General features: G+C 68.9%; 20 protein-coding genes and 1 tRNA gene (1 of these 21 running past the window's edge). 15 read left to right on the top strand and 6 right to left on the bottom strand.

All coding sequences use genetic code 11. From position 1 onward, the window contains the following. Positions 1–252 precede the first annotated feature (252 nt). Both ABEA67_RS08855 and ABEA67_RS08850 read left to right on the top strand, forming a co-directional pair. Positions 253–702 carry a hypothetical protein gene (locus ABEA67_RS08855; protein WP_345463998.1) on the top strand — a complete coding sequence of 150 codons (450 nt, stop codon included), beginning with the start codon at positions 253–255 and terminating at the stop codon, positions 700–702. Continuing rightward, the gene (locus ABEA67_RS08850; RefSeq protein ID WP_345463996.1) at positions 702–1,040 is read left to right on the top strand and encodes an RNHCP domain-containing protein; all 339 of its coding nucleotides are present in this window, start codon (positions 702–704) and stop codon (positions 1,038–1,040) included. Before ABEA67_RS08855 ends, ABEA67_RS08850 begins: the two co-directional genes overlap by 1 nt. 83 nt (positions 1,041–1,123) lie before the next feature. On the opposite strand, the gene ABEA67_RS08845 is transcribed toward ABEA67_RS08850, so the two are convergent. Beyond that, positions 1,124–1,924 (bottom strand): substrate-binding periplasmic protein, encoded by an 801-nt coding sequence (locus tag ABEA67_RS08845; RefSeq protein ID WP_345463993.1) that lies wholly within the window; start codon positions 1,922–1,924, stop codon positions 1,124–1,126. Between the two features lie 96 nt (positions 1,925–2,020). Between ABEA67_RS08845 and ABEA67_RS08840 the strand changes: the two genes are divergently transcribed. From ABEA67_RS08840 to ABEA67_RS08825, 4 genes are all read left to right on the top strand, one after another. Then, positions 2,021–2,194, top strand: a complete 174-nt coding sequence (locus ABEA67_RS08840) for a hypothetical protein (RefSeq protein ID WP_345463990.1) — start codon at positions 2,021–2,023, stop codon at positions 2,192–2,194. Continuing rightward, complete coding sequence (locus ABEA67_RS08835; protein WP_345463987.1) at positions 2,191–3,111, top strand: MBL fold metallo-hydrolase; 921 nt, start codon at positions 2,191–2,193, stop codon at positions 3,109–3,111. The genes ABEA67_RS08840 and ABEA67_RS08835 overlap by 4 nt, the downstream gene beginning before the upstream one ends. After that, entirely contained in the window at positions 3,111–4,364 is a 1,254-nt protein-coding gene (purD, locus tag ABEA67_RS08830) for a phosphoribosylamine--glycine ligase (protein ID WP_345463984.1), read from the top strand. Before ABEA67_RS08835 ends, purD begins: the two co-directional genes overlap by 1 nt. Positions 4,365–4,435: 71 nt before the next feature. Continuing rightward, a tRNA-Leu gene (locus ABEA67_RS08825) sits at positions 4,436–4,518 on the top strand. 231 nt (positions 4,519–4,749) lie between these two features. On the opposite strand, the gene ABEA67_RS08820 is transcribed toward ABEA67_RS08825, so the two are convergent. Next, positions 4,750–5,175 carry a four-helix bundle copper-binding protein gene (locus ABEA67_RS08820; protein WP_345463981.1) on the bottom strand — a complete coding sequence of 142 codons (426 nt, stop codon included), beginning with the start codon at positions 5,173–5,175 and terminating at the stop codon, positions 4,750–4,752. A gap of 191 nt (positions 5,176–5,366) precedes the next feature. On the opposite strand from ABEA67_RS08820, the gene ABEA67_RS08815 reads away from it, so the two are divergent. From ABEA67_RS08815 to ABEA67_RS08805, 3 genes are read left to right on the top strand one after another with little or no spacing between them, the layout of a single operon-like run. Next, positions 5,367–5,963, top strand: coding sequence for a DUF305 domain-containing protein (locus ABEA67_RS08815; protein ID WP_345463978.1), 597 nt, complete (start codon positions 5,367–5,369; stop codon positions 5,961–5,963). A 37-nt stretch (positions 5,964–6,000) separates the two neighbouring features. Further along, the gene (locus ABEA67_RS08810) at positions 6,001–6,669 is read left to right on the top strand and encodes a winged helix-turn-helix domain-containing protein (protein WP_345463975.1); all 669 of its coding nucleotides are present in this window, start codon (positions 6,001–6,003) and stop codon (positions 6,667–6,669) included. Continuing rightward, the gene (locus tag ABEA67_RS08805; RefSeq protein WP_345463972.1) at positions 6,666–7,745 is read left to right on the top strand and encodes a sensor histidine kinase; all 1,080 of its coding nucleotides are present in this window, start codon (positions 6,666–6,668) and stop codon (positions 7,743–7,745) included. Before ABEA67_RS08810 ends, ABEA67_RS08805 begins: the two co-directional genes overlap by 4 nt. Before the next feature lie 300 nt (positions 7,746–8,045). On the opposite strand, the gene ABEA67_RS08800 is transcribed toward ABEA67_RS08805, so the two are convergent. Both ABEA67_RS08800 and ABEA67_RS08795 read right to left on the bottom strand, forming a co-directional pair. Continuing rightward, the gene (locus ABEA67_RS08800) at positions 8,046–8,465 is read right to left on the bottom strand and encodes a hypothetical protein (RefSeq protein ID WP_345463969.1); all 420 of its coding nucleotides are present in this window, start codon (positions 8,463–8,465) and stop codon (positions 8,046–8,048) included. A gap of 23 nt (positions 8,466–8,488) precedes the next feature. Further along, positions 8,489–10,999, bottom strand: coding sequence for a heavy metal translocating P-type ATPase (locus ABEA67_RS08795; protein ID WP_345463966.1), 2,511 nt, complete (start codon positions 10,997–10,999; stop codon positions 8,489–8,491). A 168-nt stretch (positions 11,000–11,167) separates the two neighbouring features. On the opposite strand from ABEA67_RS08795, the gene ABEA67_RS08790 reads away from it, so the two are divergent. Both ABEA67_RS08790 and ABEA67_RS08785 read left to right on the top strand, forming a co-directional pair. Continuing rightward, complete coding sequence (locus tag ABEA67_RS08790) at positions 11,168–11,377, top strand: CopZ family metallochaperone (RefSeq protein WP_345463963.1); 210 nt, start codon at positions 11,168–11,170, stop codon at positions 11,375–11,377. Continuing rightward, positions 11,377–11,721, top strand: a complete 345-nt coding sequence (locus ABEA67_RS08785; RefSeq protein ID WP_425557170.1) for a metal-sensitive transcriptional regulator — start codon at positions 11,377–11,379, stop codon at positions 11,719–11,721. Before ABEA67_RS08790 ends, ABEA67_RS08785 begins: the two co-directional genes overlap by 1 nt. Before the next feature lie 386 nt (positions 11,722–12,107). Here ABEA67_RS08785 and ABEA67_RS08780 read toward each other — a convergent pair whose 3' ends face one another. Further along, positions 12,108–13,367, bottom strand: coding sequence for an MDR family MFS transporter (locus ABEA67_RS08780; protein ID WP_345463960.1), 1,260 nt, complete (start codon positions 13,365–13,367; stop codon positions 12,108–12,110). A gap of 55 nt (positions 13,368–13,422) precedes the next feature. Here ABEA67_RS08780 and ABEA67_RS08775 point away from each other — a divergent pair, with 55 nt between their 5' ends. Next, positions 13,423–15,168, top strand: a complete 1,746-nt coding sequence (locus tag ABEA67_RS08775) for an ABC transporter substrate-binding protein (protein ID WP_345463958.1) — start codon at positions 13,423–13,425, stop codon at positions 15,166–15,168. A gap of 72 nt (positions 15,169–15,240) precedes the next feature. Here ABEA67_RS08775 and ABEA67_RS08770 read toward each other — a convergent pair whose 3' ends face one another. Then, entirely contained in the window at positions 15,241–16,317 is a 1,077-nt protein-coding gene (locus ABEA67_RS08770; protein ID WP_345463955.1) for a DUF4384 domain-containing protein, read from the bottom strand. A 260-nt stretch (positions 16,318–16,577) separates the two neighbouring features. On the opposite strand from ABEA67_RS08770, the gene secG reads away from it, so the two are divergent. From secG to ABEA67_RS08755, 3 genes are all read left to right on the top strand, one after another. Next, on the top strand, positions 16,578–16,802 hold the full coding sequence (gene secG / locus ABEA67_RS08765; RefSeq protein ID WP_345463952.1) for a preprotein translocase subunit SecG: 225 nt from the start codon (positions 16,578–16,580) through the stop codon (positions 16,800–16,802). Positions 16,803–17,135: 333 nt separating this feature from the next. Beyond that, the gene (locus tag ABEA67_RS08760; RefSeq protein ID WP_345463949.1) at positions 17,136–18,917 is read left to right on the top strand and encodes an ABC transporter substrate-binding protein; all 1,782 of its coding nucleotides are present in this window, start codon (positions 17,136–17,138) and stop codon (positions 18,915–18,917) included. Between the two features lie 82 nt (positions 18,918–18,999). Next, positions 19,000–19,070 carry the 5' portion of an ABC transporter permease gene (locus ABEA67_RS08755; protein ID WP_345463946.1) on the top strand. Its footprint extends 913 nt past the window's final position, so only the first 71 of its 984 coding nucleotides appear in the window; it begins with the start codon at positions 19,000–19,002; its stop codon lies off the right edge, out of view.

The following is a 19,070-nucleotide window of genomic DNA, read 5'->3' as shown; positions in this document are numbered from 1 at the left end:
GGGCACATGCTGCCCACCCCGCCCACCGCGGGGCCAGGTGTCGGTCACCGGAAGTTTTCGTGTGCCACAGCAAAAAACCCGCCCGCAGGCGGTCAGGGCCGGGCGTCAGGTCAGAGCCAGAACTGGGAGGCTCCATAGGCAAGGCGAAGTTTACCACAGGGCTGGGGCCGATCTGGGGGGCAGGGAACCTTCACCTTTCCCGCCGTGACCGCTGTCCTGGTCTGCTGCCCCCCGCTGTGCTGGAATACGGGGGTGAGTGTTCCTCCGCGCGGGCCGGACCCGTCCCCCTTCGACCCCGCCCTGGCCGAGGCGGGGCGGCTTCCCACGCTGGTGGTCCTGGCGGGCCTGTTCATGCTGGCGACGACGCCCTTTTTCGGGCATCTGCTTCAGGGCAGCGCGGCGAACCTGGTGCGGAACGTGCTGTACGCCTGCGCGACGGCCGTGCTGCTGGGACAGGTGTGGCGCGGCAGTGTGTGGGCATGGCGGCTGACGGTGGGTTTCAGCATGTTCGCGGGTCTGCTGGTGTTCGTGGTGGGGATGCTGGCAGCGGTCGGAAGCTGGCAGGGCTGGATCATCAGCCTGGCGGGCGTGGGCTTTTTGCTGCTGGGCCTGTGCCTGGTGTCGGTGCCGGGCATCCGCGCGTTTCTGGACTCGCGCTGGGCGGCCCGCCGTGGGGGGCAGCGGGGCAGGGGACCAGGGTGATGGCGCGGCGCTTCACGGTGCAGGGCACCAACAACGCCTTTACCTGCGCCCACTGCGGCGCGGCGGTCCAGCCGCTTCAGAACGGCTCGGTGCGCAACCACTGCCCCGCCTGCCTGCACTCCCTGCATGTGGACGTGCAGCCCGGCGACCGCGCCTGCGACTGCCACGGCGTGATGGTGCCGGTTGGTGTGGAACAGAGCAGCAAGAAGGGCTGGATCATCCTCCACCGCTGCCGCAAGTGTGGTTTCACCGGCCGCAACAAGGCCGCCCTCGACGACCCCACGCAGCCCGACAGTTGGGATGCCCTGATTGACCTCAGCCGCGGGCGGCGCGAGTAACCCCGGGCGGGCCGTCGCTACCGCTACAGCAAACGGGGGAGAGGACCTGCATGACCCCCCTCCCCCGACCGTGACAGCCGTCCTCAGCTCGTGCAGCGCATGTCCCGGCCGAAGTGCTTGAGGCTGAGGGCCGCATAGCCGCCGCTCTGCATGAAGCGGGCGAGGCCGGCATTCAGGGCCAGGCGCGTGCTGTCGTCCTCCTGGCGCACCATGATGCCGATGGGCACGCTCCACAGTTCCGGCCCGAAGGACAGGTTGGCCTTGGGGAGCATCTTTTTAAAGGCCGGTTCCATCACCCGGTACGCGAAGGTGGCGTCCGCCGAGCGCGAGATCACGGCATAGACCACGTCGTTGACGGTGGGGTAGACGTTCACCTTCTTCTCGAAGGGCAGCTTCTGCACGTAGGCCTGCATGACCGAGCCGGCGCTCACCGCGATGGTCTTGCCCGCCAGATCGGTGTGTTTCTGGAGGCTGGGGTTCATCGACGCCACCGAGACGCCCGCGCAGACCGTGGGAGAGGTGAAATCCACCTTGTTCTCGCGGGTGCTGGTGATGGCCTGCGCGCCGATGGCCGCGTCCACCTGGTCTTCCTGAAGCAGCCGGGTGAACTGGTCCCCCCGCACCGTCTCGTACACGACCCGCACGCCCAGGCTGCTGGCCAGGGCCTCGATCAGCTCCGGCTCGAAGCCGCTGTAGCGCCCGCCACTCACGAGGCTGAACGGCGGCATGTCGCCCGTCGTCGCCACGCGCAGCACGCCACTGGCCTTGATCTGGGCGAGGCTGCGCGCCTCCGCGTGCGGCGCGGCCAGCAGGGCGAGCAGGAGGGCGGTCAGGCCGCCCAGGGGACGGAGGGGGAGGGTCGGCAGCAGGGCATTCGGGGCCATGCTGGCAGGGTAGGGCCAGGCCCCTTGCAGGACCCTGACAGCCAGGCAGACCCGCCCCTGTGCGCTGGCCCCCGGCGCGGTTGGTACACTCCGGGCATGGTGTTGTGGCTGGTGGTGGCATTCATCGCGCTGAGCGCGACCCTGATTCTTGCGCTGAGCCTCGGGCCGCTGCGAAAGGCGGCCAACGTGGGCACCATCCGGGCTATCGTGGCCGTGCAGTACGCGGCCGCCGCGCTGCTGGCGGGTGCCCGCCTGGCGGGGAAAGCATGAGCGGGCCGCAGCGCCTCGACCTGAACTTTCAGGACGTGCCCGGCGTGATTGCCTCCTTCGTGCTGGACACCGGTGACGGGCTGGCGCTGGTGGACGTGGGGCCGTCCAGCACCCTCCCCGCGCTGGAGGCTGGTCTGGCGGACCTGGGAGCCTCGCTCTCCGACGTGCGCCACCTGCTGCTGACCCACATCCACCTCGACCACGCGGGCGCGGCGGGCACGATTCTGGACCGGGTGCCCCGCGCGCGCGCCTATGTCCACGAACGCGGCGCGGCGCACCTCGCGCGCCCCGAGCGGCTGATGGCGAGCGCAGGCCAGATTTACGGCGAACACATGGACCGCCTGTGGGGCGAGATGCGGCCCATCGACCCGGACCGGCTGAAGGTGCTGGCGGGCGGCGAGACGCTCCGCGTCGGTCGGACGGAAGTGCTGCCGCTCTACACGCCGGGCCATGCCGTCCACCACCTCGCCTACCACGTGGGCGACGACCTCTTCGTGGGGGATGTGGGCGGGGTTCGCCTGGACCCGCGCCAGACCCCGCGCGCCCCCACCCCGCCGCCCGACATCGACCTGACCACCTGGCGGGAGAGCGTCGCTGCGCTGCGGAACGTGGACGCCCGCACGCTGAACTTCGCGCATTTTGGCAGCGCACCCCAGGAGGCGGCGCACTGGGACAGCCTGCTGACCACGCTGGAACAGGACGCCGACCGGGTGCGCGCGGGCCTGGAGGCGGGCGAGCCGCTGGAGGCCATCACCGAACGCTTCACCGCCGAACTGCTGGACGAGCTGCGCGAGGAAGCCCCCGAGCTGCCCGCGCGCTACGAGTTCGCCTGCCCCCCCTGGATGAGCGTGCAGGGCCTGGCGCGGTACTGGCAGCGCGCCGCCGCCCGCGCCGCGGCACCCCGGAGCCAGGGCTGATGCGCGTGCTGGTTGTGGGGGGCGGGGGCCGCGAGCATGCCATCGTGGACGCCTGCCAGCGTGCGGGCCACGAGGTGCTGTGCACGCCCGGCAATCCCGGCATCGCCCGGCAGGCCCGCGTCATCGCCAGCCCGCAGGACCCTGGCACGCTGGCCGACCTCGCCGCGCGCGAGGGGGTGGACGTGGTGATCGTCGGCCCGGAGGCCTACCTCGCGGCCGGGCTGGTGGACGCCTGCCAGGCACGGGGCGTCCCCGCCTTCGGCCCGACGCGCGCCGCCGCCCGCCTGGAGGGGGACAAGGCCTGGAGCAAGGCCTTTATGGGACGACACGGCATCCCGACCGCCGCCCACCGCAGCTTCACGGCGCTGGAGGAGGCGCTGACGTATGCTGCCGCGCAGCCGCTGCCGCTGGTCGTCAAGGACGCGGGGCTGCGCGCGGGCAAGGGCGTGACCATCGCGCACACCCTTCCCGAGGCGGAGGCGGCCCTGCGGGACATCTTTTCCCAGGACGGCGCGCAGGCCGTGCTGGAGGAGTTCATGACCGGACAGGAGGTCACGGTGCTGGCCCTGACCGACGGCGAGCGCTACGCCCTGACCCCGCCCAGCCAGGATCACAAGACCATCTTCGAGGGCGACACCGGCCCGATGACGGGCGGCATGGGCGTGATCTGCCCCTTCCCGCTGGAACCGGCCGACCTGGACCGGGTTCGCCGCGAGATCGTCGAACCCACCCTGGCCGGAATGCGCGCCGAGGGGCACCCCTTTACCGGCGTGCTGTACGCGGGTCTGATGCTGACCCCGGTGGGGCCGAAGGTGGTGGAGTTCAACGCCCGCTTCGGGGACCCGGAGGCCGAGGCCGTGCTGCCCCTGCTCGCCTCCGACCTCGCCCGGCACGCGCTCGATGCCGCGCGGGGGCACCTCGATCCCGCCTCGGTGCAGTTCCGGGAGGGGGCCAGCGCCGTCGTGATTCTGGCCGCCCCCGGCTATCCCGGCGAACCCCGAACGGGGATTCCCCTGCGGCTGCCCGCGCCCCGGCCCGGCGAGGTGATCTATCACGCCGGAACCGCCGAACAGGGCGGGCAACTGGTCAGCCAGGGGGGCCGGGTGCTGGCCGTGACCGCGACCGCCCCCACCCTGAACGCCGCGCTGGGCCTGGCCCACGCCCTCGCGGACCGGGTGGACTTTGCGGGGGCGCAGCGGCGGCGCGACCTGGGGAGCCGCATCGGCGCGCACCCCGAACCCCAGCCGGTTTAAGGGGGCCGGTTTGACCCCCGGACCTCCCGCACGCTAGCATCCGCGTTGGCCCCGCAAGGCAGCAGTATCAGGCCGGTGTGGCGGAATTGGTAGACGCACTCGACTCAAAATCGAGCGGGAAACCGTAGGGGTTCGAGTCCCCTCACCGGCACCAGGAAGCAATGCTCATGCGTCTGCATGGGCATTTTGCTTGGGCTGGGGGTGCAAGCCGGGGCACCGTGGAACCGGGAGCAGAAGTTCCAGGGTCGCGGACAGTTTTGTCGGGCACAGGGGTAGGGGGGAAACGCCGCCGGGGGCGTTCTGCATGCTTGAGCGCGTAAAAAGTCAGGAGGAGTGGAGGGGGATAGCCTGCATCAGGCTGCCCCCTCCACTCCTCCCAGCCGGTTCAGGCGTTCATTCCTCCCAGCAATTGCTGGCAGGCCTGTTCGCAGCGGCGGCAGGACTCGGCACAGATGCGGCAGTGTTCCATGTTCATCTCGCGGGCGTGCATCTCGCACTCGTCACCGCAGGCCCGGCAGGCCGCCACGCAGGCCTGCAACTGGGCGCGCAGGACCGCCGGGTCGGCCTGCGTGAGGCGCGTCACGACCCGCCCGGTCGCCGCGCAGATATCCGCGCAGTCGAGGTTCAGGCGGATGCAGCGCACCAGGTGCATCAGGTGTTCCCGCTCGCCCAGGCAGGCGTCGGCGCAGGAGGTGCATACCTGGGCGCACTCGGCGCAGGCCTCGATGCAGGCGGTGAGGGCCTGCATGTTGAGGGCGGCAGCGTCCTGCTGGGGATGGGTGGCGAGCATGGCCTGGATGGCTTGCGGCATGGGGACCTCCGGGGTGGAATGGGGGCGGTGGGGTGGCTGGACCTGTCCACCGTAGGGAATGCGTGTTCAGGTTCTGTAACATTGCGCTGAAGAGGGCATGAAGGCCGCCGTTTTCTGCCCTCGCCAGGCGGGGAGTTGCGGGCTAGGGCCGCCTTTACAGAAGCTGAACGGGAGCTCGGTAGCCTCACGCCATGCAGCCGAAGAGTCTTGTCCTGACGGCCCTCATCACCCTGACCCCGGCGGCCACCCCCGCCCTTGCCCAGATGGACCACAGCGGGCACGGCCTACCCGCCAGCGCCGCGCCGATGTCCCACGGGATGAACGACCTGGGTGGCCTGGCCGGGCTGAGCGGGAAGGCCTTCGACCGGGCGTACCTCTCCATGATGGTCGCGCACCACCAGGGTGCCGTGGACATGGCCCGCGCCGTGCAGGGCCGGGTGAAGGACCCGCAGGTAAAGGCCTGGGTGGCGGACGTCATCCGCGAGCAGACCCGCGAGATAGGCGAGATGAACACCTGGCTCAAGGCCCTGGGCGGGGCCGACAGGCAGATGCAGAGTGCGATGGCCGGGGATATGCGGGGGATGCTCACGCCGCTGAAGACCGCGCAGAATCCCGACCGGGCCTTTGTGCAGGGCATGCTGCCCCACCACGCCTCGGCGCTCGGCATGGCGGGCCTCGCGTTGCAAAAGAGCAGTGACCCCCGCGTGCTCAAGCTCTCGCGGGACATCATCCGGGCGCAGGCGGACGAGATGTACGCCTTCCGGCAGTGGCTCACCCGCCGCGGCTGATCCCGGCCCGCGCTGGCGCTTACCCTGGGGGGCGCTCATGGCCCGCATCCTGATCGTGGACGACGACCCCGCCATCCTGGAGATTCTCGGGGCCTACCTGCGCGCCGAGGGCCATACGGTGCTGGAGGCGCGGGACGGGGCGGCGGGGCAGTCGAGGCTGGCGGAGGCCGACCTGGCCGTCCTCGACTGGATGCTGCCCGGCACGAGCGGTCTGGAACTGGCGCGCCGGCAGCGCCGGGACCACCCGGACTTCCCGATCCTGCTGCTCACCGCGCGCGGCGAGGAGGAGGACAAATTGCGCGGCCTGGAGGTCGGTGCGGACGATTACGTCACCAAGCCGTTCTCCCCCCGCGAGGTGGTGGCGCGGGTGCGTGCCCTGCTGCGCCGCGCGCGCCTGCAAGACAGCGTGTCCTCGGGCGGCCTGCACCTGGACGAGCGGACCCGCACCGCCAGCCTGGACGGCCAGGAACTGGCCCTGTCGAGGCTGGAGTTCGACCTGCTGCTCACCCTCGCCCGGCATCCGGGGTTCGTGTGGTCGCGCGACCGCCTGCTCGAGCGGGTCTGGGGGGCCGACTTTCCCGGCGTGGAGCGGGTGGTGGATGTCCACATGGCCGGACTGCGCCGCAAGCTGGGAGAGCAGCCGGAGCAGCCGCGCTTCATCGAGACGGTGCGGGGCGTCGGGTACCGTTTCCGGGAGGAGGCGTGAGGCTCTTCCCACGGCTGTTCCTGGGCCACCTGCTGGTGATCCTGGTTGCGCTGATCGCCCTGTTCCTGGTGGTGGAAGTCAGCGCGCCCAGCTTCTACCGCCACCACGTCGAGCAGATGACGGCGCTGATCGGCCCTGAGGGGCGTGCCCTGCGCCCGGACCTGGAACGCGGGATGCGCCGCACCCTCCACAGCGCCCTGCTGGCGGCGCTGCCCTTCGCGGTGGGGGTGGCCGCCCTCACGGCCTCCCTCACGTCGCGGCGCATCGTGCATTCGGTGCGCCTGCTCTCGGAGGGCAGCCAGGCCCTCGCAGCGGGACAGTACGCCCGGCGGCTCCCCGAGACGGGGCGCGACGAGCTGGCCGACCTCGCCCACAACTTCAACGTGCTGGCCCGCTCGCTGGAACGGGTAGAGCAGGATCGCGTGGCCCTGATCGGCAACGTGGGGCACGAGCTGCGCGCGCCGCTCGCCGCCCTGCGCGGATACACCGAGGCGCTCACGGACGGCGTGATGACCCCGGAACAGGCCGCGCCCGCCCTGCGGCGGGAGGTGCGCGCCATGGCCCGGCTCGCCAGCGACCTCGGCCTCGTGTCCCGCGTGGAGGCGGGCCGGGTGGACCTGCACCCCACCCCCTTCAGCGCCCGGACGCTGCTCGCCGCGGCGCTGGAACGCTTCGGGGATGCCTACGGGGAGCGCGGCGTCACGCTGGTCGTGCCGGAGGCGTGCCCTGCGCCGCAGGTGCGGGCCGACTTCGAGCGGGCGCTGCAAGTGCTGTCCAACCTGCTGTCTAACGCCCTGCGCCACACGCCGCCCGGAGGCCGGGTCACGCTGACGGTGCAGGAGGCGGGAGGGCAGGTGAAGTTCGCCGTGCAGGACACCGGGAGCGGTATCCCCGCCGAGCATCTGGGCCGCATCTTCGAGCGGTTCTACCGTGCGGACCCGGCCCGGACCCGTGGGGAGGGCAGCGGTGTCGGCCTGACGATCGCACGCGGCCTGGTGGAGCAGATGGGCGGCCACATGGGCGTCACGTCGGGCGGGGGCGGCAGCACGTTCACCTTTACCCTGCCGGGAGCCTAATACGGGATTGCTTCGGTTCCCAAACATCCGGGAAAGCACCTGATGTTCCTGCCCGCCCTGAAAGCGTGTCCAGAGGCGGCTCTGGACACTGGGCGGTTCCACCTCCGCAACCCCGTCCTTTTTGCTTCTCGCTCTGCTGCGCCGTCGTCGTGAACGGACGCCCCTGGGGACGCCACTCCTCAGCTGTGCCAGTCCGCTCGGATGATTCCTGGGAATCATCGCAATTTGGTATGAACAGGCTGCTGGGGTGCGTCAACGAAAAGCCCCCTTCAGCGAGGGGGCCTTATTCTGTCTGCCGGCTCAGGCTTCAGGGGGGGTGGGTCCTAGCGCGTCGCGGAGACGCACGAGCAGTTCCTGGCCGCGCTCGTAGCCGGGGCGGAGAAAGACCATCGCCATGTGGCTCCAGTCCTGCACGGCCGCGACCTCCTGCCCGCCGTCCTCCAGCTTCAGGTGCGGGTACGCCCCGTATTCCACGAAGCAGCCGAACTCGGCAGCCACCTCCTCCAGCGCGAGGGTGTTCCGGTCGCTCCAGCGGATCAGGTACGGCAGCAGGAAGGCGGGCTTGCCGCACGAGCCGCCCAGCCCTACCAGGGGCATTCCGGCGACGGTCGGGACTTCGTCACGTAGGCGGGCACGTTCCAGGAACGCCTGCCGGTCGCGAACGAGGGTGGGGCCGGCTTTCAGGGAGGCGACGTAAGGGCCGACATTGAGCTTGGTCATGGGTTCTCTCCTGGCCGCAAACTTCAGGCGTGGACGGGGGTGGGGGCTGGAACGGGAACGGCGTCGGGCTTCACGGGCGGCTGGAAACCGCGCAGCCGCAGCGCGTTGGTGAGGACGAAGACGCTGGAAAAGCCCATCGCCGCCGCCGCGAGGACGGGGCTGAGCAGCACGCCGAAGGCCGGGTACAGGACGCCCGCCGCGACCGGAATCAGGATGATGTTGTAGGCGAAGGCCCAGAAGAGGTTGAGCTTGATGTTCCGCAACGTGGCGCGGCTGAGGGCCAGGGCGTTGGGCACGCCGCGCAGGTCGCCCGACATCAGGATCACGTCCGCCGTCTCGACCGCCACGTCGGTGCCGGTGCCAATCGCCAGGCCCACGTCCGCCTGGGCCAGCGCGGGGGCGTCGTTGATGCCGTCCCCGACGAAGGCGACCTTCTGCCCCCTGGCCTGGAGTGCCTTCACGGCGTCGCTCTTGCCACTGGGCAGCACCTCCGCCAGGACCTCGTCGATACCGAGCTGCCGGGCAATCGCCCGCGCGGTGCGCGCGTTGTCCCCGGTGATCATGGCGACCTTCAGGCCCATCCGGTGCAGGGCGTCCACGGCCTCCGGACTGCCGTCCTTGATAGGGTCCGCGACGGCGAGGATGGCGGCCAGCTTGCCGTCCACGGCGGCATACAGCGGACTCTTGCCCTCGTCGCCCAGGCGTCCCGCCTGCCCCGCGAAGGCGTTCACGTCCAGTCCAAGCTGGGTCATGTAGCGGTCCGCCCCCACCTGCACGAGGTGCCCGTCCACCCGCGCTTCCAGCCCGTAACCGGGCACGGCCTCGAAGGCTTCCGGCTTCACGGTGGCGATGCCCTCCCGCCGCGCCGCTTCGACGATGGCGCGGGCGATGGGGTGCTCGCTCGGCTCCTCCGCCGCCGCGACGAGTTTCAGGACAGTCACGCGGTCGAAGCCGGGGGCGGTGACCAGGTCGGTGAGTTCCGGCCTGCCTTTCGTCAGCGTGCCGGTCTTGTCCACTGCGACGACCTGCACGGCCTGGAGGCCCTCCAGGGCACCCCCACCCTTGAACAGCACGCCGAGTTCGGCGGCCTTGCCGGTGCCGACCATGATGCTGGTGGGCGTGGCGAGGCCCATCGCGCAGGGGCAGGCGATGATCAGCACCGCGACGGTCGTGATCAGCGCGAAGCTCAGGGCCGTCTGCCCGCCGAAGATCAGCCACAGCAGGAAGGTCAGCGCGGCGATACCCAGCACGACCGGCACGAACACCGCGACCACCCGGTCCGCGAGGCCCTGAATGGGCGGTTTGCTGCCCTGCGCGGTCTCGACCAGCCGGATGATCTGCGCCAGCGCCGTGTCGGCCCCGATGCGCGTGGCGCGGAAGGTCAGCGCCCCGTTCCCGTTGATGGTGCCGCCCACCACCGGTGCGCCGGGCTGCTTGCCCACGGGCACGGGTTCCCCGGTGATCATGCTCTCGTCGACAAAGCTGGCCCCCTGCACCACCTCGCCGTCCACTGGAATCTTCTCGCCGGGACGGACGGACACCAGGTCACCGACCAGGACCTCATCGGTGGGGAGGTCGAGTTCCTGCCCGCCGCGCACCACCCGCGCCGTCTTCGCTTGCAGGCTGAGCAGCTTCTTCATGGCCTCGCTGCTGCGGCCCTTGGCAATGGCCTCGAAGTATTTGCCCAGCAGGATGAGGGTGATCACCACGCCCGAGGCCTCGTAGTACACGTGCGCGGTCCCCTCCGGAAAGAGGCCGGGCGCGACCGTGGCGACCAGCGAGTACAGGAAGGCCGCCGTGGTGCCGATCATCACCAGGGCGTTCATGTCGGGCGCGCGGTTCCTGAGGCTCTTCCAGCCCAGGCGGTAGAAGCGCAGACCGGGGCCGAACTGGATCGGCAGGGCCAGGGCCAGCATCACCCAGTTCAGGGTGGTCATCACGCCGTGGCCGAAGGTGGTCATCAGGCGGTCCTCGACGCCGGGGATCAGCATCGGCACCATCGCCAGCAGCAGCAGCGGCACGGCGAACACGGCGCTGAACAGCACCTGGCGGCGCAGGTGGGCCACCTCCCGCTCGCGCGCCCCCCGTTCCTGGTCCTCGCGGCTGAGGCCCGCCTGCTGCTCCAGCACCTCGTACCCGGCCTCCCGGATGGCCGCCTTGAGCTGTCCCGCGCTGACACTGGAAGGGAGGTACTGCACGGTCGCGCGCTCGGTGGCGAGGTTCACGCCCGCATCCAGCACGCCGTCCACCTTCTTCAGGGCACGCTTGACCCGCCCCACACACGAGGCGCAGGTCATACCCTGCACGCCCAGCTCAAGTCGGCTCACGACCGGTTCATAGCCGGTGTCCTTCACCTTTTCCAGCAACGCCTGCGGTGTGGTCCGGGCGGGGTCGTAGGTGACGGTGGCCCGCTCGGTGGCGAGGTTGACGTTGGCTTCCTCGACTCCCTCCACCTTCTTCAGGCCGCGCTCGACCCTTCCAACGCAACTGGCGCAGGTCATGCCCTGCACGCCGAGTTCGATGGTCTTTGTCATCTTCACTTCCTCCTATCCCCCTCGGGGGGGTAACCGATGCTCCCAGGATAGACCCCAGGCAGGAGGATTGACAAGAGGTCCTGAGAAGGAGCTTACCCGCGCCAACTTTCCTCCGAAGAATTGACACCCCAGGGGGGAGGATATATCCTGAGGCCAGGAGGAAGACCCGTGACACAGACCGAACTGAACATCACCGGCATGACCTGCGGCCACTGCCAGGCGGGCGTGACGAAGGCCCTCAGGAACGTTCCCGGCGTGAGCGACGCGCAGGTGGACCTGAAGACCGGCAAGGCCGTCGTGCAGGGCACGGCCGAACCGCAGCAGCTCGTGGCGGCCGTCGTCGAGGAAGGCTACGGCGCGCAGGTGGCGAACCCGTAATGGCGAAAGAGACGGCGGCCGAACGGCTGGACGTGACCCCCCACGAGGGGACGCACGACCACGCGGGCCATCACCTCTGCATGCCGGAGGAGAGCCGCAAGCGGGCGGCGCGTCGTCTCGCCATCGCCCGCGGGCACCTGGAGAGCATCCGCCGCTCGCTGGAAGACCCAGACGTGTACTGCGTGGATGTGCTGCGGCAGCTCAAGGCAGTGCAGGGCGCGCTCGACGGCGCGGCAAGTGTGGTCCTGCGAGGCCACCTTGAGGCACATGTGGCGACGGCGGCCACACGCGGCGACGAGAAGGAACTCGTCGACGAGCTGATGGAAGTCTTCAAGTACACCTGATACGGATTCCGGCCACTCCATGAGCCTTCGGCGCTTTCCCGAAGGCTCACTTCATTCTGGAAGCCGTCCCCTTCTCCTTCCAGTCGGGCTTCGCAGTGAGGCCATCACGGCGCAACCGGAATTCGTATGGGCGGCCTGCGCTGTCCTGGTCCCTGGCCCTTCACCCGCAAGGGGAGAGGGGCTTCTTGCTGTCTGTCCCCCTATACGGGATGAAGTTGATCTGCTGACATCAAGATGGATGGCCTACCCCCTCTTCCCCTGCGGGAGAGGGATGGGGAGAGGGGGCGACCGGGCAGCTTGTACGCTCCCTGGATGTCGAGGACTCATTATTATTCATCGGCCTGTCCTACAAGCGGGTCAGCCCCTCCAAATGGGCGGCGCTGCCCTCAGACCCCCTGAGGCGCGGGGGCCTGGGTCTGGCGGGCCAGGCTCCGCTGGCGGACGGCCGCCACGCTGAGGCCGATGGCGAGCAGGCCCAGCAGCAGGGTCACCAGCGCCATTCCCGCCCCACCGATGCTCGCGCCCAGCGGAATCCCCAGCGCCGCGAGCCACTTGCCCACCGTGAAGGTCTGGCCGTTCACCGCCAGGTATGCGCCCCGGCGTTCTGCGGGCACCATGTCGGCCAGCAGGGCCTGCCGGGTGGGCACGTACAGCAGTTCGCCCAGGCTGAGCAGCACGCTCGCCGCGAGCAGCACGGGCAGGCTCAGGCTGACGTTCAGGACCGCGAAGCCCAGCGCGAACAGCGCGAAGCCCACCGCCATCAGCCGCGTAAGGTCGCGGCCCTTCACCCAGGTCGTGACCGGCACCGTGAGGGCCACGATCATCACCGTGTTGACGGCGGTCAGCACACTCATCGCCTTCACGCCGTCCAGCCTCAGGCCCAGCACGGTCTGCTCCGGGAAGGAGCCTGCCAGATGCACCGGAATGAAGTTCGAGCGCCCGAACTCGACCGTCATCAGCAGCAGGAAGCCCAGCAGGAACAGCAGGAAGGGCCGGTCGCCCATCACCTGCGCGTAGCTGCGGGCCAGCGGGCCGAGGCCCATCTGCTGCCGGACCTCCTCCCGCGAGGGGCGGGGGCCGCCCAGCGTCTCGGTCATGCGCGACCAGGCCAGGAAGAGGGTCACGCCCGACATCACGCACAGCCCCGCGAGCAGCAGCGGAAAGTGGTCCTGGTACAGCCACCCGCCCAGCAGCGTGCCGATCAGGAGGCTGGCGTTGATGGCCCAGTAGTTCACGGCGTACATAAAGGTGCGCGTCTCGGGGGTGCTGACATCCACCAGCATCGCCTCGGCCGCCGGGTTGATCAGGCCGCTGGAGACGTTGATGACGATCAGGGCGGCAAAGGTCAGCCACGGCAGCGGCGTATGCAGGTTGGCCGCGAGCAGCACCAGGAAGGCGAAGAGCTTGAGCCATTCCCCCGCCAGCAGCGTCCGGCGGCGGCCCCACACGTCGGCCAGGCCCCCGCCGTACAGCCCCGCCACGAACTGCACGCCGACCAGCACGGCCAGCAGCGCGCCCGCCAGCCCCGGCCCCAGGTGGTGCGTGAAGTAGATCGCCATGAAGGGAAAGACCGCGCCCCCCACCATGCGGGCCAGAAAGGAGTTGACGATACGGACACGGACGTTGGGGTGCAGTTCCCGCCACATGCGCCCCAGTCTGGCGGGCACCAAAAGGGGAAAAAAGAGTCAGAATCGGGGGCGGATGACCCCTTTTCTGTCCCCGGACTGGCCCTATCTGGAATTGCGCGCCGCCCTGCACGTCCGCGACGGCGAGCGCGCCTGCCATGAGCTGCGGCTGGAGGACGCTCTGGCCTGGTGGCAGTGCAGTGCTAGGACGGCCCGGCGGCAGCTTGTCCGGCTGGCCGGGGAGGGGAGGCTGACCTATACACCGGGGCGGGGAAGAGGCCGCACCTCCCGCGTCGCCTTTGCTGCCGGGCTGAGGGCAGAGCTGGAGGCGCTGACGGCGCACCTGGCCGGGGCAGGGGCCGCCGGGGACCTCGCCCGGCTCTCGCGCCTGCCCTTCCCGCGCGCCTGGGTGCTGACCGACGCCACCCGCAGCGTCTTTGGCCTCAGCGCCACACGGGCGGGGGTGGACCGGCTGCGGACCGTCCTCACCCGCGACCTCACCAGTCTCGATCCCCTCCATGCCAGCGCGACGGCCGAGGCGCACCTGCTCGCCCAGGTGCTGGACCCGCTGACCCGCTTCGACCCCGAGACCTGGACCCTGCATCCCCACCTCGCGCACCACTGGCGGGCTTCACCGGACGGGCTGAGCTGGACCTTTTACCTGCGCAAGGCGGTGGCCTTTCACCACGGCCGGACCCTGGACGCCCACGACGTGCGCTTTACCCTCGACCGACTCCAGGCCGGTGCGCCCTGGTTCCTGCCCGACCTGCTGGGCAGCGAGGTGTTGGGGCCGCACACCCTGCGGCTGCACCTCGCCCGCCCGGACGCCTTCCTGCCCCGGCGGCTGGCCGACACCCAGGCGCTGATCCTCCCGCGCGACCTGCCCTTCGACGAGACGCAGCCGGTGGGCACCGGGGCCTTTCGCTGGACGCGGCTGGACGGGGGCTTCCGGCTCACGGCCTTCGACGCGCACTTCGCCGGAAGGCCCCTGATCGACGAGGTAGAGGTGTACCGGGTGGGGCACGGCGGACACGGCAACGTCCGGCACTATCAGGTGGACGGGGCCGCGCCCGCCTCGGTGGACGGCTGGCAGGCCGAGGTCGGCGTGCAGTTCCTGATCTGGAACGGGGAGCGCCCGGCGGCCCGGAATGCGGCGTTGCGCGCCGCCGTCTGCGAGCTGCACGACGTGGCGGCCTTCTGGCAGGAGACGGGCCGCACGGACCCGCTGATCCCCGCCACCTCCTTCTTCCCGCGCCGCAGCGCCAGGAAGCCGCCCCGCCCCCGCTCGGAGGAACGGGCCGCCGAGCTGCTGCGGCAGGCCGCCTACACCGGGCCGCCCCTGCGCTTCTGGGTGCTGGACCTGCCCGACCCGATGGCGGAGGGCGAGTGGCTCTTGGCCCGCGCCGCCCGCCACGGGCTGCCCATGACGCTCTGCCGCTATCCCCTCAGCGCCACGCCCGACCGCGGGAGCGACGCCGACCTCGTGTTGCTGGGGGAGGTCGCGGGGGCCGATGAGCACCTGTCCTTCTGGACGGCCATGGGGCAGCCCGAGCTGCTGTTTCGCCGCCTGCTCCCCCCGGCGGTGCTGGCCGAGGTGGACCGGGCGCTGGAGGGCTACCGGACCGCGCAGACCTTCGCGGAGTACGAGGCGATTCTCGACCGGGTGGAGGATCTGCTGAGCGGCACGGGCCACGTCAACCTCACCCACCACCGGGTCAAGCGCCGCGCCGTTCACCCGCTGATCCGCGACGTCCACCCGGACGTGTACGGGCGCATCAACCTCAAGCGGCTGTGGGTGGGGGAGGGGCAGGACAGCGCATGACCCGTGCCCCTCCCCCGATAGACGGCAAAAAGGCCCACCTCGGGAAGAGGCGGGCCTAGCGGGAGGCTGAGTTCAGTAGCGGTAGACGGTGTTCTCGGTCACCTGCACGTTCACGGTGCGGTTGCTGCCCAGCGTGACGGTCACGGTAGCGGTGGTTGCGCCCTTCACGAACAGCCCCTCGTAGCCGCCCGCGACGTTGCGGGTCTGCTGGAGGCGGTAGCCCTGGCCTTGCAGGTCACGCACCTTCTGGTCGTAGGCGCTGCGGGCCGGGTCCTGAAGCGGTACACCGAGCGCGGCCCCCAGCAGGTTGCGGAACAGGTCCAGCACGGGCGTGCTGCTCTGCGGGGCGGGCGTCACCACGGCCACCGCCTGGAAGTCCACATTCAGGTTGGTGGTGCTGCCCGCCTGGATCGTGACGCTGGTGTTGTAGTCCGCGAAGCCGGGGGCCTGCACGCGTACGGGGTAGGTGCCGGGGCGGATGTTGCTGAAGGTGCTGTCCGCGCTGCCGAGCCGCTGGCCGTTCAGGAACACCGTGGCGTCAGGGACATTGGTGCCCACGAACAGGCCCCCGGTGGTGATGGGCGTGCGGGCCGTGACGTTGAAGAAGGCGGTGTCGCTGACCCAGCTGTTCTGGGGCAGGGGGTTCACCACGATGCTGAGGGCCTGGGCGAGCTGTTGCTGACCACGGGCATTCACGGTGGCGAACTGGTCCTGCTGCGTCTTGAACGAGCTGAGCTGGTCCAGGTTCAGCGGCGTCAGGCTCGCCAGCGCCAGCACCTTGTTCAACCCCGTGTCATTCCCCACCGTGAAGGTGAAAGTGGCATCGGGAGCCGGGAAGACGGCGGTGGTGTTGGCCTTCACGAAGTTCTCGCCGCCGAGGCGGTTGGGGAGAATCTGGGTGACTTCACCCGTCGCGTCAACATTGAAGAGGTAGACGTAAGCGTCACGGTTGACGGAGGTGCTGATGCGGATGTTCTCACCGACACGGTAGGTGGGGTTGGCGTTGCCGGTGGTGTCCTTGTCGACCCGCACGCTGACGCTGAGGTCGGGCTGGGCGGGGTTGACGATAATGCTCTGGGCGCTGATCTTGGGAGCCGCCGCCGCCGTACCGAGCAGCATCGCCGCGGGAATCATCAGAAGCTTTTTCATGGGCGGCATGATGCCGCCCTCAGTTGATGGGCGGCTGACGGCAACCTGGCCCCACCTTTATGATCCAGGGGTGGCTGGAGAACAGAGAGGCCCCGGACGTCCCATGAAGCCCTTCCACCCGCACCTGTGGTGTGGGGCGGCCTGTGGTAAAGTTCGTCCGCAAGGGTTGTTGCCGGGGCAAGAGCGCAGCGGCCCGCCCAAATAGAGTGGGCCACCGCAGGAGGTCAGCTCCCCTCACCGGCACCACCAGAGGTACTTCTATGATCCTGACGTTGTTTATTGTCCTGTTCGCCCTGGTCTGTGTGGGCCTGGTGTTTTTCGTGTTGCTGCAAGTGCCCAAGCAGGCGGGGCTGACGGCCAGCATGGCCTCGGGCGGCTCGCTGCTGGGTGGGCGCGGCGTGGAAGGTGGCCTGGTCCGCGTGACCAGCGTGCTGGGCGGCCTGTTCATGCTGCTGGCCCTGCTGATCAGCTTCGTCTCGCACTGATTTCCCCATTCCCCTTTCTCCCGTCACAGGACCGCTCTGGCTGCCAGGGCGGTTTTTTTATGCAGCGCCCGACCTCTTTCCGCTCGCCCATGCTGGACGCGCCCTGCGGTGCCGCTGGATATGAAGCTGCCTCTAAAAGCGCTGGCAGCGCGCTTTCTTTCCTGATTTACCTGTGATGAAGGTGTGATTAGTCATGCACCATAGTGGGGGCTGCACTTGACCTCACGCAAACGTTGTCCTTATATTGGCCGCGCTGGAACCCCCAAATAGCCCGTTTGGACCGCCCCCAGGCTCAGGCCCGGGTGCGCTGAATTTCCAGACCAGGAGGAAGTCATGAAAAAAGCCCTGTTTGTTGCGCTGGCGATGACGCTCGGAAGCAGCCTGGCTGCGCCCTTTGTGTACCCTGCAAGCTGGACCACCAACAAGCCCGCTGAAGTCCAGACGGGCGGCACTCTCCGCACCGTGAACCTCCAGGACTTCAAGACCCTGAACCCCTTCGTGAGCAAGGAAAGCCCCAACCTTCCCGCGTACATGTCGGCGGGCGGTCTGCTGGGCCAGGACCCTATCACGGACGAGTACTACCCCTACATGGCTTCCTCCTACACCCAGTCGGCGGACAAGAAGACCTTCACGTTCAATGTCCGCCCCGGCATGAAGTGGAGCGACGGCAAGCCGATCACCGCTGACGACTGGGTCACCAGCTACACGCTGTACAGCAACAAGGACATCGGCAGCAACGGCTACGACAGCTTCTTCATCAACGACCAGCCCATCAAGGTCAGCAAGGTGGACAGCGATACCGTCAAGGTCGTGTTCCCCAAGGCCGACGTGACGGCGCTGGAGTTCCTGACCGGCTTCGAGCCGGAGCCGACCCACGTGTTCATGCCCGTGTTCAAGAGCAAGGGTGCCGAAGGCATCAAGAACATGTGGACCATCAGCACGGACCCCAAGGACATCGTGGTGAGCGGCAGCTTCATGCTCGACCGTTACCAGCGCGGTGAGCGCGCCCTGCTGAAGAAGAACCCCTACTTCGGCGAGTGGAACAAGGACAGCGCCGGCAAGGCCCTCCCGTACCTGGACAGCGTCCAGATCAACGTGGTGCCCGACGCCAACGCGCAGCTCACGCAGTTCCTGGCGGGCAACATCGACGTGTACGCGCCCGACAACCGCGACAAGCTCGCCCAGGTGAAGGCCGCGATGGACGCCAAGAAGATCAACGGCGTGCTGATCCCCAACGCCAGTGGCCGTGCCAGCAGCGACTTCGTCGTGTTCAACATGGACGACAGCGCCACCTTCAAGACCAAGCTGTTCAGCAACCCCAAGTTCCGCCAGGCGTTCAGCATGATCGTCAACCGTGACGCGATGGTCGACCTGACGCTGGGCGGTCTGGGTCAGCCCACCTACACCGGCGTGTATCCCGTCTTCAAGGACTGGCTGGCTACCGGCGCGGACAAGTACAAGTTCAACCCGGCGGGCGCGATCAAGCTGCTGAATGAACTCGGCTTCACCAAGAAGGGGCCTGACGGCATCCTGGTGGACAAGGCGGGCAACAAGCTGGAGTTCACGCTGATCACCAACGCGGAGAACGTGCGCCGCCAGGGCTTCGCCAAGATCATCCAGGACGAGGCCAAGAAGGTCGGCATGAAGGTCAACACCAGCTTCATCGCCTTTAACCAGATGACCGACATGCTCGATGCCAAGAGCAACTTCGGTCGCCGCAACTTCGACGCGATCCTGATCGGCCTGACGAACGGCAGCCGAGTTTTCCCGATCAGTGGCCCGAACGTGATCGAGTGCAGTGGCCTGGCCGACGGCGGCAACCTGCACATGTTCAACCAGAGCAACAAGTGCCGCTTCCCCTTCGAGACACAGACCATCAACCTGTACTGGAAGGGCCGCGCGGAGTTCAACCTCGCCGCCCGCAAGGCGATCGCCAACCAGATTCAGCGTATCGAGGCCGAGCAGCAGCCCTACGTGCAGCTCGCCGCCCAGACGGTGCACTACGCCTGGACCGACCGGACCCAGGGCGAATTCCCCCGTTCTGCCATCAGCAGCCTGACGGCCAGCACCCTCTACGGGCCGCGCGTCATCGACCTGACCTGGATCAAGCGTTAAGGCGTTTCCCGCCAGCGCCGCGAGTCATACGTAGGAGCGCGGGGCCACCTGGCCCCGCGCTTCATGCTGAGCGAGGTAGCCCGTGCTTCCATATATTTTCCGCCGCGTCCTGCAGTTCATCCCGACCTTCCTGCTCGCCACGCTGCTGGCGTT

It is taken from the genome of Deinococcus carri (genome assembly GCF_039545055.1).
Lineage (GTDB): Bacteria > Deinococcota > Deinococci > Deinococcales > Deinococcaceae > Deinococcus > Deinococcus carri.
Note: the sequence above shows the minus strand (reverse complement) of the source record. Positions and strands in the feature narration are given on the sequence as shown.